We start from the raw sequence: 14,856 nt of genomic DNA, 5'->3' as shown, positions 1-14,856 counted from the left end.
ACCCCCTCTCAACCTGCCGTGGTTGCTTTCTCGGTCTTTTTCAACCATTCATTCATGGCCTCCATAACCGGATACTTCAAATCATCGCTGGCAAGTGCAAATTCAAGTGTGGTTAGAATATATCCAAGACGTTCACCTACGTCATAACGTGTGCCTTCAAAATCATAGGCGTACACACGCTCACTCTGATTCAGCTTTTGGATCGCATCCGTCAACTGAATTTCGCCGCCAGCTCCTTTTTCTTGAAGATCAAGATATTTGAAAATTTTCGGCGAGAACACGTAGCGACCCATAATAGCCAAATCGGATGGCGCTGTGCCTGGAGCCGGTTTTTCTATAAAATTATTCACTCGGTACAAGCGTCCGTCCTGCTGATCCGGTTCAATGATGCCGTACCGGTTCGTAAATTCCTGTGGTACCCGCTGCACACCGATAACCGAATTTTGAGTTTCCTCATACTGATCCATCAGCTGGCGCAGGCAAGGCTTTTGACCTGTTACGATATCATCGCCCAGCAGCACACCAAACGGCTCGTCCCCGATAAAGCGTCTTGCGCACCATACCGCATGTCCGAGACCTTTGGGTTCTTTTTGGCGAATGTAGTGAATTTCCACTCCCGAAGAACGCTGTACTTCCTCCAGAAGCTTCAGCTTACCGTCCTCGAGCAGTTTGGATTCCAGCTCAAATGCGTTGTCAAAGTGGTCCTCAATGGCACGTTTGCCTTTACCCGTAACGATAATAATGTCCTCAATACCAGAAGCAATCGCTTCTTCCACGATATATTGAATCGTAGGCTTATTGATAATTGGAAGCATTTCCTTAGGCATCGCTTTTGTGGCAGGGAGGAAGCGCGTACCTAACCCTGCTGCTGGAATAATGGCCTTTTTCACTCTTTTCGTCATCGCACTCATTCTCCTTGCTTCATCGAATTTTGGTGTTGCTTACTTCACCTGATTCATCACAATTCCAACCAGCGTCGCACTGGCCTGCTCCATGAGTTGCTTTGTTTTACGTAGATCTTCCCGTTTGGTACGACCATGTCTAGCGACGAGAATCACACCATCCGTTAAGCCTGCAATCAGGCGAGCATCCGTATAATTCAGCGCCGGAGCCGAATCGAGTAAAATGATGTCATATTCACGTTTGAGCTCTTCCAATAGCTCAGCCATACGTTCGCTACCGAGCAGATCTGCTGCGTTGTACAGGGTGTCTCCACCGGGAACAACCGATAGCTCCAGGCCACCATGTCTAACGATAGACTTGGAAGAAGCCCCACCGCGCAAATAAGCCGATAGACCTCCGGTATTCTCCATTCCGAATATCTCGTGCAGCGCTGGTTTATGCAGATTGCAATCCACCAGAGCCACCTTCTTGCCTTCTTGTGCAAAGGAAACTCCGATGTTGGCGAGCAGTGTTGTTTTACCCGCTCCGCTTTCCGGCGAGGTCAACAATAGAACCGTGCCACGGTCCTTTTGCCCAATCACCTGCTGCCGGATGTATGTACGGAGGGATCGAAATGATTCCGAGATATACGATGATGGATTACTTTCTGTAATCAACATGTCATTCAATCGCAGCATATTTACGCTCCCCTACCCGTTCTTTGGAATTTCCGGCTGCTCCATCGACGTCCTTCTTGCGAATGACTGGAATCGATGCAATTACCGGAATACCGATGTCCGCGTCCGCTTCTTTCTCCGAGCGCAGCGTACCGTTAATGCTTTCTAGGAACACAATCGTGCCCAATGCAATCATCAGCGATACGAGAAAACTAATCGCAATATTCATGAGCGGGTTCCCATTAATCGGGTCAGGATTGGCCTGAGGGTCCGCTTCATTTAAAATTTTCACATTATTTAATTCCATCAATCCCGGAACTGTCTGTACGAATTTCTGGGTTACCGCGTTTACAACCGCTGCGGCCTGTGGATAGCTCCCTGCCTCAAACGTCAAACCGATAACCTGACTTTTATCCGAGGATTTAATCTGCAGTTTCTCTGCCAACTTCTGCTGCGTCAAACCGAACTCGGGATGAGCCGCTACAACAGCGTCCATAATTTTAGGTGAAGTGAGAATTTGCTTGTAGCTTTCCACCAAATTAAGACTTGTGTTGACGTCGTTCAGATTGTTGCTCCCCTGCTTGGCGGAAATATGATTAACCAGCAGTTGGCTTGAAGCGGAATAGACTGGCTTCACGACATTGTCGCTCACAAAGTATGTTGTTACACATGAGAGAATGACAAAAATTGCGATCAGCCACAATCTTCTTTTGATCAGGACTAGATAATCCAAAATGGTTTTCTCCACAAAAATCCTCCCTCCTACACAATTTCTCTTCTTATTTTAAGTATGATCTAATTGTAACAATCCGTTGTCTGAACGACATGGAACCGAATGGCACTTTCTCCCTCACTACGGGGGGAGGGGAATGTATACTTTCGGATACGGCATGGTATACTTTTGTACCATGCTTTGTCGATTATGGAAAAAGAAATCGAAAAAAGCCTCAAAATCACAAAGCTTGGTGATTTTGAGGCTTTTCTTTCTACTCGCATATGAAAGTGCAGCGTAGCTTATAGAGTCAGCGCATCATTGTTGGCTCGTACTTCGCCAGACCGATGGCATTGGCATACAATGCTGCCTGCGTACGATCCGCTAGCCGCAGCTTGGCCAAGATCTGACTGACATGCTTTTTGACTGTGAACTCACTGATAAATAACCGGGATGCAATTTCACGATTGCAAGCTCCTTGTCCCAGCTCGACCAGCACTTCCTTTTCCTTTGGCGTCAGGTCGTCGGTCAGATTGCCCGCATCTTCACGCAGCTTGTTTTCGAGAATAGCCGGATCATAATATTTGCGTCCTTTGTTGACAAGATGAATCGCGTAAATTAGTTCCTCAGGCAATGCTTCCTTAAGCACATAACCGTCCACGGAAGCTTCCTCTGCTTTTAGAAAATCTTCACGTGTTGCGGAAGAAGTCAGCAAAATAAATTTGCTTCTGAAACCGCGTCCGCGCGCTATCTTGATAATATCCAGCCCCGATTCATCAGCTAGTTTCAAATCCAGCAGCACCAGATCCGGATCCGTTTCCTCGATCACCACAAGTGCTTCCTGTTGATTCTGGGCCTCTCCCGCAAACTGAACATTGGGCTGCATGGATATAACCGCGGCGAGTCCTTTCCGTACTAAAGGATGATCATCGACAATGACAATTTTCATGATTCGGCCTCCTGTCTACAGTTCAGGATTTGCATAATCCCTATGTATCCGATTGTTACCGCAGATTTTGTATTGCAGAATGTTCACACATTTTATTCGAGGATTTTGCAAAATCCTCATTCATAAGCATTTACCGGAATGGACAATCGGATCTGTGTTCCCTCTCCGATTCGACTTGAAATATCAAATTCGCCTCCCATCGATTGAGCTAAATATTCCATATTCATCATGCCCAGGCCCCCGCCTGCACTGACCGCCTCACCTCCTGCTACCATTCTCGCCGTCTCAAACCCTACTCCGTCGTCATGAATAGACAGTCTAATCACTTGGGGCGTCAATTTTAACTTCACATCAATTCGCTTGGCCAATCCATGACGGATTGCGTTCCCCGCCGCTTCGGAAATGATGCGGAATAAAGCCTTTTGGTACAAATACGGAAGTGAATAATGATCACCATGAATGTCAAAATCAATTTGTACATGGTTCAGCTTGGAGAGTGTATGCAGATGACTTTTCACCGTCCCTAACCAAGTTGAGCCTCCGCTTTTTTTCGAACTTAAACTATGAATCGCCCCTTTCAGCTCTCTAACCGCTTGGTTGGCTGATTGCTGAATTAGATCAATTTGCTCCTCCACCTGCTCCTTTGGCTGATGACACCAGGTCTGCCGGAGAGAATGCGTTGCGTACACAATACCAAAAAGACTTTGAGAAACATTGTCATGCATTTCATTTGCAATCCGGTTCTGCTCATTCGTCACAATCAGCTGGTTTTCAATACGCTCCAGCTCATAGCGCTCCAAGAACACAGCGCTCAGCTCAGCCAAGAATATCAGTTGTTGCACGAGCCAGCGTCTTCCTGTCAGACTTTGATCCGGGCCCAGCTTGAGGCCAATCGTCGCTACAAAACGGGTCGTCATCGGTACGGTAATCATGAGGAAATCGCCCCATTCTGGCAGATGTCTAAAAAATGGTTCACGCTCTTCCCTGAATTCCTCCCGATAATTCCCCAGCTCCTCGAATAGCTGCTCCTCCTCCTCTACCGTCCAGCCTGTCTGGCTGCTTTCCGGTGCATCCTCCTCCTGACTATCCAGCCAGAAAAATGCACGGCTCTGCTTGGTTAGCTTGACCGTATAGTCCGAGATGACCTGACCGAGATTTAAAGCCTCATTGTGGCTGGTCGTCTCCATGATGTGGTAAATCGACTTGATATGATCCATCGTCTCATTGGCTTGTTCTTTAGCCACCTTCAGTTCGTCCTTCATGACGCCGATAACCTGCATTGCCATCGTAGTTGCGATCAGTACCAGAAACAAATTGATGTTCTGCAATATAAGATCCCACAAAAAATATTGACCTGGTGTAAAAAAGATATAACAAAATGTAAGCACCAAGCCGATATAAGAAAGGAGGAGTGTCCAACTGTATCTCATAGACAGATGAGCACAAGCCACCAGCATGGGGGTAATCACATACCATTTGAACGGGCTATCCATCCCTCCGGTTGGGAACAACAACAAAATGATCCCTGCTGTCTCTAGTGCAATGCTACATTTCAATACCATATCATGAAGTCTGTATTTACGGTAAATCCAAGTAAATGCTGTAACGGATAAAAATAGAAAACCAATCAGTAATAGCTTCTGCCACACGATTAATCTAGATGATTCGAACAGAAAAACAAGTGACGTTAAAGATAGTGATACATAACGGTATAAAAAAATCATTTGGTCTTCTGCTGACTTCCTCAACTTCATCCTGTCACCCTATTCTGTGTTTTGAAGGGACGATGGGCATATTAGGTTTGTTTGTGTTTGTGTACTCTAAAAAAATCATAACCAATCCAAAAATAAATAACAAGACATAAACTCTTACGTAAACGGTTACATTCCAAAAAATTTGGTACTTTTTATAACATATTTACCGTTTCAGGAAAACATTTTGGGGGTAATGTCAGAATTTATGACGTTTGTCAAGGAAATAAATCACATTTTTGTAACCTAAAAAAGACTTGCTGGTACCACCGTGATTATAACAGCGGTATTCAGCGAGTCCTTTTTTAGTAAGTTTGGTAGTCTACATTTTAGCCCCCGGCACGCGCCAATTCACGCATATTGGCTTCAAATGCTGCCAACAGAGCTTCATCTCCGCTCAAACCAGTTGCCTCTTCTTTTTGGATCTGTTCAACCATACGCTTGTAATCCTTTGGAATCACTCGTACAAACTGCTGAATCGCAGTCTGCCAATCATCCAAAATACGTTGTCCCGCTTCACTACCCGTGTAAGTGACATGGCGTTGAATCAAGCCGCGCAAATCCGCTGCTTCTGCAGGATCTTCCACACCTTCCAGCAACACCATTTCCAGATTACAACGGCTCAGGAACGTCCCCTCAGGGTCATAGACATAGGCAATACCTCCGGACATTCCGGCTCCAAAATTCCGTCCGGTTCCACCCAATACAGCTACACGTCCGCCCGTCATATATTCGCAACCATGATCACCAACGCCCTCAACTACAATACGTGCGCCGGAGTTCCGAACGGCAAAGCGCTCGCCTGCGATTCCGCTAATGTAAGCTTCACCGCTGGTCGCTCCATACAAAGCTGTATTTCCGATAATAATGTTCTCTTCTGCCTTAAAGGTCGCTTTGTGAGACTTTTTCACAATAACCTTACCGCCAGATAGCCCTTTACCAACATAGTCATTGCTATCGCCTTCCACGCTCAGCGTGATGCCTTTCGGAATAAATGCCCCGAAGCTCTGACCTGCCGATCCAATAAAGTTAAAGCGAATTGTATCCTCAGGCAGACCCGCCGCTCCATACTTACGGGTGACCTCGCTGCCCAGAATCGTTCCTACCGCCCGATTCACGTTTGTAATAGGTAAGGTACCCTCAACAGGCGTTCCGTTCTCCAGCGCTTCCGCAGCCATCGATACGAGCTGTTGCATGTCGAGTGTTTCTTCCAGACCGTGATTTTGGCGTTGTACACGGTAACGTACACTACCTTCTTCCAACTCAGGAACATGCAACAGCAAGCTCAGGTCTACGCCCTTCTTCTTCCAGTGCGAATCGGCGTTCACGGTATCCAGACAATCCGTACGTCCAATCATTTCCTGAATCGTACGGAAGCCCAATTCCGCCATAATTTCACGGACATCTTCTGCGATGAAACGCATAAAATTCACCACATGGGCAGGATCGCCCATATAATTTTTGCGTAGCTCCGGATTCTGCGTAGCCACACCAACCGGACATGTATCCATTTGGCATACCCGCATCATAATACAGCCCAACGCTACGAGCGGCGCTGTAGAGAAGCCGTATTCTTCCGCGCCCAACAGGGCAGCTACTACCAAATCGCGGCCAGACAGCATCTTGCCGTCTGTCTCCAATACTACGCGGTCGCGCAGGTTGTTTAGCATTAGCGTCTGATGCGTCTCCGCCAGGCCCAGCTCCCAGGGCATACCCGCATGGCGGATGGAGCCTTGCGGGGAAGCGCCTGTACCACCGTCGTAACCGCTGACCAGAATAATGTCAGCACGGCCTTTTGCTACTCCTGTAGCAATCGTGCCTACGCCTACTTCTGACACCAGTTTCACGTTAATGTCAGCACGCGGATTGGCGTTTTTGAGATCATAGATGAGCTCTGCCAAATCCTCGATAGAATAAATATCGTGATGCGGCGGTGGTGAAATCAAACCTACTCCAGGCGTAGAACCACGTACCTCAGCGACCCAAGGGTATACCTTACGTCCTGGCAGTTGTCCACCTTCGCCCGGCTTAGCGCCTTGCGCCATTTTGATCTGAATTTCGTCGGCATTCACCAAGTAATTCGATGTTACACCGAATCGGCCCGACGCTACCTGCTTAATCGAACTGCGGCGAGAATCGCCATTGGCATCCGGTATGAAACGTGCAGGGTTCTCCCCACCTTCACCCGTATTGCTCTTGCCCCCGATCCGATTCATCGCAATCGCCATATCTTCATGCGCTTCCTGACTGATCGAGCCAAAGGACATGGCTCCTGTCTTGAAGCGACGCATAATGGATGCAGCGGATTCCACTTCATCCAACGGCACAGGCTCACCAGCAGGCTTCAATTGAAGCATGGAGCGAATCGTCAAATACTGTTCAGATTCACCCTGTACCAGCTTGGCGTACTTCTTGTAAAGCTCGTAGTCTCCCGAGCGTACCGACTGCTGGAGCAAATGCACCGTTTGCGGGTTAAACAAATGCTCTTCCCCATCGTTACGCCATTGATAGTCGCCGCCCGAATCCAGTACTTTGTCGTTGCCGTCCTTGTCAGTGAAAGCACGGTTATGATGAACCAGCGCTTCCGTAGTCACTTCCTCCAGACCAATACCGCCAATGCGGGAAGGTGTCCAGGTGAAATAACGGTCAACAAAATCCTGCTTCAGACCTACAGCCTCAAAAATTTGTGCTCCACGGTACGACTGAATCGTGGAAATACCCATTTTGGACAATATTTTAACGACACCCTTCGTTGCCGCTTTAATATAATTTTTAACTGCCTTTTCGTGCGAGATGCCGCGCAACAAGCCCTGCTGAATCATGACATCCAGCGTTTCAAAAGCCAGATACGGATTAACCGCGCTCACACCGTAGCCAAGCAGCACCGCATAATGGTGAATATCCCTTGGCTCCCCGGACTCCAGCAAAATGCTCACACGTGTGCGTGTACCCTGCTTAATCAGATGGTGATGCAGGCTGGAAACAGCTAGCAACGCCGGAATGGCCGCATTTTCCGCATCCACTCCACGGTCGGACAAAATCAGGATGTTATGACCTTTGTCAATGACACGGTCAGCCGCCTCAAACAATCCTTCCAGCGCCTTGCGTAAGCCCTCAGCGCCTTCCTTCGCTTCAAAGAAGATCGGAATTGTCATCGATTTGAAGCCAGGACGGTGTACGTGGCGAATTTTAGCAAACTCCTCATTCGACAACACCGGCGAATCCAAACGAATCTGACGACAGCTTTCCGGTTCTGGATGCAGTAAATTGCGCTCTGGTCCAATCGTAGTTGCGGTTGACGTTACAATCTCTTCACGAATGGCGTCAATCGGCGGGTTCGTGACTTGAGCAAACATTTGTTTAAAGTAATTGTACAAACGTTGCGGACGATCAGACAGCACCGCCAATGGTGCATCGTACCCCATTGAACCAATCGGTTCTGCACCTGTAAGTGCCATCGGCTCCAGAATTTTGCGCAGTTCTTCAAACGTATATCCAAAAGCGAGCTGAAGCTGATTTACATTTTCATGTTTTGGCTCCGGCTGTTCCAGTGCTTCCGGCAGCTCATCCAGATCAACCAAGTGCTCATCCAGCCATTGCTGATAAGGTTCCTCGGAAGCAATACGTTCCTTTAACTCTTCGTCAGAAACGATACGGCCTTCTTGAGTATCAACCAGCAGCATACGACCTGGACGGAGACGATCCTTATAGAGCACATTTTCAGGAGCAATATCCAATACGCCCGCCTCTGAAGACAGTGCGATCAGATCGTCCTTGGTCACATAGTAACGTGCAGGACGCAGACCGTTGCGGTCGAGAATGGCTCCGATTTGGATACCGTCTGTAAACGCCATCGCAGCCGGTCCGTCCCACGGCTCCATCATAGTGCTGTGATATTCATAAAATGCCCGTTTCTTCGGGTCCATGGTTTCATGCTTGTTCCAAGGTTCCGGCACCATCATCATGGCTACATGAGGAAGGGAACGTCCGCTCAGATACAGAAACTCCAGTGTATTATCAAACATGGCTGTATCTGAGCCATCTGGGTTAATGACTGGTTTTACCTTCTTGATATCTCCGCCAAACGCTTCGCTTTCAAACTGCGCCTGGCGAGCATGCATCCAGTTCACGTTGCCGCGCATAGTATTAATTTCGCCGTTGTGAATCATAAAACGATAAGGATGCGCACGGTCCCAGCTCGGGAACGTATTCGTGCTAAAACGGGAATGGACCAGCGCGATCGCCGATGTCACCCGCTCATCCTGCAAATCCAAATAAAATTTTCCTACCTGCTCGGTTGTGAGCATTCCTTTGTATACAACCTTGCGACATGACAAACTTGGAATATAGAACGACTCGCCGTTCTCATCCTCTTGGTTATAGCGAATAGCAAGCTCTGCACGTTTGCGAATGACATACAGTTTCCGTTCGAAGTCCAGCTCTTCCTTCAAATCGCTACTGCGACCGATGAATACCTGACGCACGCCTGGTTTAGCTGCTTTTGCCGATTTACCCAGCATTTCGTCATAAGTTGGAACATCGCGAAAACCCAAACAATTTTGACCTTCGTCCACGATGATATCTCTTAGCTTCTGCTCATGCACTTCACGAACTTTTGGATCATTGGATACAAAAAGCATACCCACGCCATAATGTCCGGCCTTTGGCAATTTAAAGCCCAATCGCTCCGCTTCCTCTTGAAAAAACAGATGAGGGACCTGAATCATAATCCCTGCTCCGTCACCGGAGTTTGGTTCACTTCCCTGACCGCCCCGATGCTCCATATTCACGAGCATGGTCAAAGCCTGACTTACAATATCGTGCGATGGTTTTCCCTTGATGTGGGCAACAAAGCCCATGCCGCAGGCGTCTTTTTCGAATTGGGGATCATATAGTCCCTGTTTGGGTGGTAAACCTGTCTGTCTCATGGAACGCAACCTTTCTGTTATAAAGTCATGCTGGCCTGAAATACAGGCGGCCGAATAGAAGACAGTGGCGACAAGAGGTAACTCAAAGAACAACTACGAGGAATGGGGGACAAAACATGTGACGTATTCAAGGCGGTACGGTCCGCCGAATGCGTATGTTTTTCAATAATTATGCAATGGCTTGACTTGAAAAATACGTCGATTCCACTGATGAATCTAATTAGTTCTATCATTTTATCATTGACCTATCATGTTAGCAATTCAAAGTTTTTATGATTGTGATAATAAATCTTTTACATTACAGCTTCAACGTGTCAATGCAAAAATATCTCATTTTTATGTATAAATATTCACTTTTAAAAAACAGCCTTTCCTATTCCTCTAAGGAACAGAAAAGGCTGACAAAGGAGATTTGATGAGTTTATAGACCATCAAGTATATTCCCGTAAATCAGATATCCGTATTAAAATTCGAGACTTTCGCCGGGCTTCAATGCTTTCCCTTCAATACCTTCTTTGTGCAGACGATCACAGAAGCCGTCTCCGTCCTGCTCAATACCCGGGAATGTATTGTAATGCACCGGTATTACGCGGCTTGCACGCAGCCACTTTGCTGCCAGCAGTGCATCCTCCGGTCCCATGGTATAACCATCTCCGATGGGCAATACCGCAGCATCGATGGAGTTAGTTTCGCCAATGAGACGCATATCGCCAAACAGGCCAGTATCCCCTGCATGGAAAAAGGTTTGGCCTCCCATGGTCAATAAGATCCCCGCCGGCTCTCCCATGTAAATGGTTTGCCCGTCCACCGTCAAAGATGAGCTGTGGAATGCAAGCGTGAATTTCACATGGAAACCGTCAAAGTGGTGACCTCCACCCAGATTCATACCGTGAGCTTTGGCCCCCAAGGATGAACAATATTCGGCCAGTTCCGCGACCGCGATTACTGGACAATCATTGCGCTTGGCAATTTCAACAGCATCTCCAAAATGATCGGCATGACCGTGTGTCAACAACACGGCATCCACCTGAATATCCTCGGCCTGTACGGTTGCTTTAGGATTTCCCGTCAAAAAAGGATCAATAATAATCCGTTTCCCCTCTGCCTCTACCAGTACAACTGAATGTCCATAATATGTGATTTTCATATCATCTACGCCTCCTTTGTCACTTTCATTATTTTGGTTACTTTCCTTTACCCATTATACCTCTTTTGCATACTGGCTTCACCTGTACCCTAAAATTCGTTCACAAAGCTGAACCCTATTGTTTAGAAAGGGCTGTTATTTGTAGAAAGTATGATGACCGATAGTTTTCACCTTCGTACGCGAATGATGAACCGTAAGGTCCTGGGCCAACGTAAGCGACAGGAAAAAACAGGTGTTATCAGGCACGGCTTTATGGCCGTTCAAAGCAGCAGTAACCGCACGGATGCTGTCCTGGTTGGGCTGAACACGACGAAGACGCCCGTTCGCGACCGGACTAAATTGCGCTTTTTGATAAATCACTGCCTGAATCGTATCGGGAAATGGGGCTGACCGCAGCCGGTTTAAGACAACGTTGGCAACTGCCACTTTGCCTTCGTACGGTTCGCCTTCTGCTTCTGCCATCACTATTTTTTGCAGCAGGAGCAGTTCTTTAGCGGAGACAGGATAGCTCCAGGTAGACAACGCCTTGTCATCCTGCGTGAGCATTTTTGTCTTCGTAAAGTAGATGGTTGTAGGAGGGGTTAGGATTGCGGACTTGCTATGCTGGACCTCAGGCTTTTTCTTGCCTGTAGCAACGTTATTCCGAGCTTGTTCCGCCTGCTTCATCTGGGAAGCGGGTAACGGAGTCGGCATGATTTCTTTCCAGCTTGACTGCCCATGAGCAGCGACAAAGATGGGGCTTGTCCTGTTTGACCCGTTATGGGTCCCCATCCTGTCGCCATATGTAGGAGACGAAGAGTTCCCTGACCAGCTCAGAGATTGCATAGGTGCATTTTTATGATTTTTCTGTGTTTGCTGAACCTCAGCGTAGAGGCCTATCCCCAATATACAAACAAGCAGCACACTCAATAGAGGTGCAAACCAACGATGTTCTTTAACGATTTCCATAATGTTCCTCCCGTTAACTATAAGCACATTCCTCAGATATGTAACCTAAAATGCGCTTTTTGAATAACGCTGAAACACTATATCACTAAATTCGCTGATAGATCAAGGCTTTCACCTCATTAATGGGAATGTTTGAATTATTTGGTACATTGGTTTTTGACCCATTCGGGTTGCATATAAAACAAATTCTCCCACTTCCCATGGCTCGCTGCATCGGTCATTTGGCTGCCAAATAGACGGTGGAATAGGCTGTTCTCCTGTGTACGAACGTGCTAGGGTGATATGAGGTCGATAAGGTCGTTCCTCGGGTTTAAAACCCAGCGGTTCGGTAGCCTGGACTATGGACTGGTACAGTTGATCCAGTGAATCACGCTGCCCGGTCACTCCCCTCCACAGTACACGCGGAAATTCTTCACGGCCAAAAAAACCTGCTTCTCCAATGCCGAGTGTGAACGGGTCATGCTCAGCTGCAGCTTGAACTAAAACCTGCTCAAGTTTCGGTATAACCGAGGTCTCCACATCACCCAAAAACTGAAGTGTCACGTGGTAATCTCTGAAATCACTCCATTTGCGAAAAGTCAGGTCTTTTAAATCCTGCTCCACCCAATAATGTAGCTTCTTCTTATGCTCATTTGGGAGAGCAATAGCTGTAAAAAGTCTTTGCGATTCATTTTTCATCAACCTATACCTCCTTTCCTAATGGATATTTGTGGATATCTCAAAAAGTAGCTGTTTGGATTGTCCCTGATCAGGGTAAAGCCATTTGTTGTTATATATAGTGACACTGCGAGCTCGTTTTTACCCTCCTTATGCAATTTTTTCGGCAATCTGTTATTCTTGAAAGGATGGTTCGCCAGAATATATTGGAAACTCCAAGGAATCAAAAATCGAGGAGGCTATGAACTATGGGAAACATTTTAAGCTTACATCAACTTACGGAAGAGCAAAAAAAACAAGTTCGTGCAACGGCTCCGGGCTACGAGTTGATTATTGGCAAAGCCCAGGAATTGGAGTCTAAACAAATCCGGGAGGCCGAGGTTATTCTAGGCTGGTCCAAGCATATTGCCGAAGAGGCATTACATCAAGACAGCAAGCTGAAGTGGATACAAACCTGGTCGGCCGGGATTGATAAGCTACCGCTTACCGAATTGGAGAAGCGTAACATTTTACTAACGAATACAAGTGGTGTGCATGCAATTCCAATTACAGAGCAGATCTTTGGAATGCTGCTATCGCATACACGTTATTTACAGCAAGCAGCTCTCTTACAACGTCAGAAAACATGGCAGCCACCGAAAGGCCAACTGACGGAATTACGTGGTAAAACGCTGTTGATTACAGGCGTTGGCGAAATTGGCCGTGAAACAGCGCGGATTGCAGAAGCCTTTGGCATGCGGGTGATCGGAGTCCGCCGTTCTGGCAAGGAAGCTCCCCATGTAGAGCACATGTATACTAACGAACAACTACACGAAGCATTGGGAGCAGCGGATATCGTGGTAAATATATTGCCATTCACCGAGGAAACCCATCACTTCTTTGACGAAAAAGCATTTGCAGCTATGCGTAAGGGTGCCTTCTTCATTAATGTAGGTCGCGGTGGCACCGTTCATACGGATGCGCTTGTACGCTCTTTGGAACAAAAGCATATTGCCTTTGCCGGACTGGATGTATTCGAGGAAGAACCGCTACCTGCTTCACATCCGCTATGGAGTCTGGACCATGTCTTGATCACACCGCATATTGCAGGCGATACGGACAAATATGCCGAACGGGCGGTGGATATTTTTCTTACTAATTTGAATGCCTATGCCGCTGATCAGGAGTTACCGCTGAATGTGGTTAACTACAAAACTCAGTATTAATACACTACTTACAGATCCAGATTTCCCGACTCATACCTGTCTTATGTATGCGGCATTGCTCCGTAAGGGTCCAGCCTGACTCGGATAACAATGTTTCCATCGGCTCCGTGCTCACGACCACTGCCCGCGCGGCCAAGCGTCTCAGACTGCGCAGCATCTTCTTTTGTTCATCAGCCGGGAGCACGGAGCACAGGTTATAGGGCATATCCAATATGGCCGCATCGTATGTGCCTTCGAGCATATTCATATCCCCGAGCTTCACTAGATCTTCTTCATATCCAAAATGACGCAAATTCACTCGTGCCCCACGCACCGCCAACGGGTTGATATCACAACCGCGAATATCCTTCCCCATACTCAATGCCTCAATCATTACATTGCCCATACCACAACACGGGTCTAGCAGTTTCAATGAGCCTGACTCTCCCTTTGCTGCTGTTAGATCAGTTGCTGCCAAATTCACAAGTGCCCTAGCTACCAGAACGGGTAGTCCAGTAGAATAATTTTGCGGCTTCTGACGACGCTCCTGCCACGATCTGTCGCTATACTGACACATGCCCAGTAGCCACCGTTCTCCTATCCGAATAACACCAAGGGTGATATCCGGTGTCTTCATTTGCGCCTGGCCATGAATGCGTGCACCCATTCGGCGTTCGATCCCGCGCCGCTCGTCATAGTCGGCCTCATGGTCACCTTCTTTAAGGCACAACACCTTGAAAGTCTTTCCTTCCTCAAGTTGTAACATAGAGGCTGCTTCGCATAGCTCTTCCAGTGTTCCCGCATCTGTCATTACATCCAGCCGAAGATGAATAAACGGGCTGGTCCCCGGTTCCAGCCGCCGATGGGACAACAGGATGGAATCCTGCACGGGCGGCTGACCGAACAAGCATTTCAATTCCAAAAGACACAACTCACGCTCTGTTTCATGACACGCATAGGTATATATGTAGCTTGGTTTCATTTCTTCGATATTCGTTTTCTGTTTATTCATGTCATATCT

11 protein-coding genes are annotated in these 14,856 nt (G+C 47.4%); 1 reads left to right on the top strand and 10 read right to left on the bottom strand.

Going from position 1 to position 14,856, the window contains the following annotated elements:
- Positions 1 to 8: 8 nt before the first annotated feature.
- The 9 genes from galU to thpR all read right to left on the bottom strand — a co-directional run bounded on the left by galU (position 9) and on the right by thpR (position 12,672).
- The gene (gene galU, locus ACWGXJ_RS06245) at positions 9 to 902 is read right to left on the bottom strand and encodes a UTP--glucose-1-phosphate uridylyltransferase GalU (protein ID WP_013309151.1); all 894 of its coding nucleotides are present in this window, start codon (positions 900 to 902) and stop codon (positions 9 to 11) included.
- 39 nt (positions 903 to 941) lie between these two features.
- On the bottom strand, positions 942 to 1,580 hold the full coding sequence (locus ACWGXJ_RS06240) for a CpsD/CapB family tyrosine-protein kinase (RefSeq protein WP_013309150.1): 639 nt from the start codon (positions 1,578 to 1,580) through the stop codon (positions 942 to 944).
- Positions 1,564 to 2,307 (bottom strand): YveK family protein, encoded by a 744-nt coding sequence (locus ACWGXJ_RS06235; protein WP_023987416.1) that lies wholly within the window; start codon positions 2,305 to 2,307, stop codon positions 1,564 to 1,566. The genes ACWGXJ_RS06240 and ACWGXJ_RS06235 overlap by 17 nt, the downstream gene beginning before the upstream one ends.
- 274 nt (positions 2,308 to 2,581) lie before the next feature.
- Positions 2,582 to 3,220, bottom strand: a complete 639-nt coding sequence (locus tag ACWGXJ_RS06230) for a response regulator (RefSeq protein ID WP_069291324.1) — start codon at positions 3,218 to 3,220, stop codon at positions 2,582 to 2,584.
- A 116-nt stretch (positions 3,221 to 3,336) separates the two neighbouring features.
- Positions 3,337 to 4,974 carry a sensor histidine kinase gene (locus ACWGXJ_RS06225; RefSeq protein WP_061830283.1) on the bottom strand — a complete coding sequence of 546 codons (1,638 nt, stop codon included), beginning with the start codon at positions 4,972 to 4,974 and terminating at the stop codon, positions 3,337 to 3,339.
- A 326-nt stretch (positions 4,975 to 5,300) separates the two neighbouring features.
- Positions 5,301 to 9,899, bottom strand: a complete 4,599-nt coding sequence (gene gltB, locus ACWGXJ_RS06220) for a glutamate synthase large subunit (RefSeq protein WP_452566411.1) — start codon at positions 9,897 to 9,899, stop codon at positions 5,301 to 5,303.
- A 463-nt stretch (positions 9,900 to 10,362) separates the two neighbouring features.
- The gene (locus ACWGXJ_RS06215; protein ID WP_029516186.1) at positions 10,363 to 11,046 is read right to left on the bottom strand and encodes a metal-dependent hydrolase; all 684 of its coding nucleotides are present in this window, start codon (positions 11,044 to 11,046) and stop codon (positions 10,363 to 10,365) included.
- Between the two features lie 135 nt (positions 11,047 to 11,181).
- The gene (locus ACWGXJ_RS06210) at positions 11,182 to 11,994 is read right to left on the bottom strand and encodes a cell wall hydrolase (RefSeq protein WP_209941246.1); all 813 of its coding nucleotides are present in this window, start codon (positions 11,992 to 11,994) and stop codon (positions 11,182 to 11,184) included.
- Positions 11,995 to 12,105: 111 nt separating this feature from the next.
- The gene (gene thpR, locus ACWGXJ_RS06205) at positions 12,106 to 12,672 is read right to left on the bottom strand and encodes an RNA 2',3'-cyclic phosphodiesterase (protein ID WP_250259106.1); all 567 of its coding nucleotides are present in this window, start codon (positions 12,670 to 12,672) and stop codon (positions 12,106 to 12,108) included.
- Between the two features lie 227 nt (positions 12,673 to 12,899).
- Between thpR and ACWGXJ_RS06200 the strand changes: the two genes are divergently transcribed.
- Complete coding sequence (locus ACWGXJ_RS06200; protein ID WP_452566410.1) at positions 12,900 to 13,856, top strand: D-2-hydroxyacid dehydrogenase; 957 nt, start codon at positions 12,900 to 12,902, stop codon at positions 13,854 to 13,856.
- A 4-nt stretch (positions 13,857 to 13,860) separates the two neighbouring features.
- Here the strand turns inward: ACWGXJ_RS06200 and ACWGXJ_RS06195 are convergent, their stop codons facing one another.
- On the bottom strand, positions 13,861 to 14,847 hold the full coding sequence (locus ACWGXJ_RS06195) for an RNA methyltransferase (protein WP_452566409.1): 987 nt from the start codon (positions 14,845 to 14,847) through the stop codon (positions 13,861 to 13,863).
- Positions 14,848 to 14,856: the final 9 nt, after the last annotated feature.

This window comes from Paenibacillus sp. S33, assembly GCF_053615415.1.
The sequence above is the reverse complement of the archived record's forward strand: the minus strand, read 5'-3'. Positions and strand labels throughout refer to the sequence as shown.

What these genes read in the sequence shown, in the direction of transcription:
- galU (WP_013309151.1), bottom strand. Translation starts at nt 902, where the DNA reads ATGACGAAAAGAGTGAAAAAGGCCATTATTCCAGCAGCAGGGTTAGGT.
- ACWGXJ_RS06240 (WP_013309150.1), bottom strand. Translation starts at nt 1,580, where the DNA reads ATGCTGCGATTGAATGACATGTTGATTACAGAAAGTAATCCATCATCG.
- ACWGXJ_RS06230 (WP_069291324.1), bottom strand. Translation starts at nt 3,220, where the DNA reads ATGAAAATTGTCATTGTCGATGATCATCCTTTAGTACGGAAAGGACTC.
- ACWGXJ_RS06225 (WP_061830283.1), bottom strand. Translation starts at nt 4,974, where the DNA reads ATGAAGTTGAGGAAGTCAGCAGAAGACCAAATGATTTTTTTATACCGT.
- gltB (WP_452566411.1), bottom strand. Translation starts at nt 9,899, where the DNA reads ATGAGACAGACAGGTTTACCACCCAAACAGGGACTATATGATCCCCAA.
- ACWGXJ_RS06215 (WP_029516186.1), bottom strand. Translation starts at nt 11,046, where the DNA reads ATGAAAATCACATATTATGGACATTCAGTTGTACTGGTAGAGGCAGAG.
- ACWGXJ_RS06210 (WP_209941246.1), bottom strand. Translation starts at nt 11,994, where the DNA reads ATGGAAATCGTTAAAGAACATCGTTGGTTTGCACCTCTATTGAGTGTG.
- thpR (WP_250259106.1), bottom strand. Translation starts at nt 12,672, where the DNA reads ATGAAAAATGAATCGCAAAGACTTTTTACAGCTATTGCTCTCCCAAAT.
- ACWGXJ_RS06200 (WP_452566410.1), top strand. Translation starts at nt 12,900, where the DNA reads ATGGGAAACATTTTAAGCTTACATCAACTTACGGAAGAGCAAAAAAAA.
- ACWGXJ_RS06195 (WP_452566409.1), bottom strand. Translation starts at nt 14,847, where the DNA reads ATGAATAAACAGAAAACGAATATCGAAGAAATGAAACCAAGCTACATA.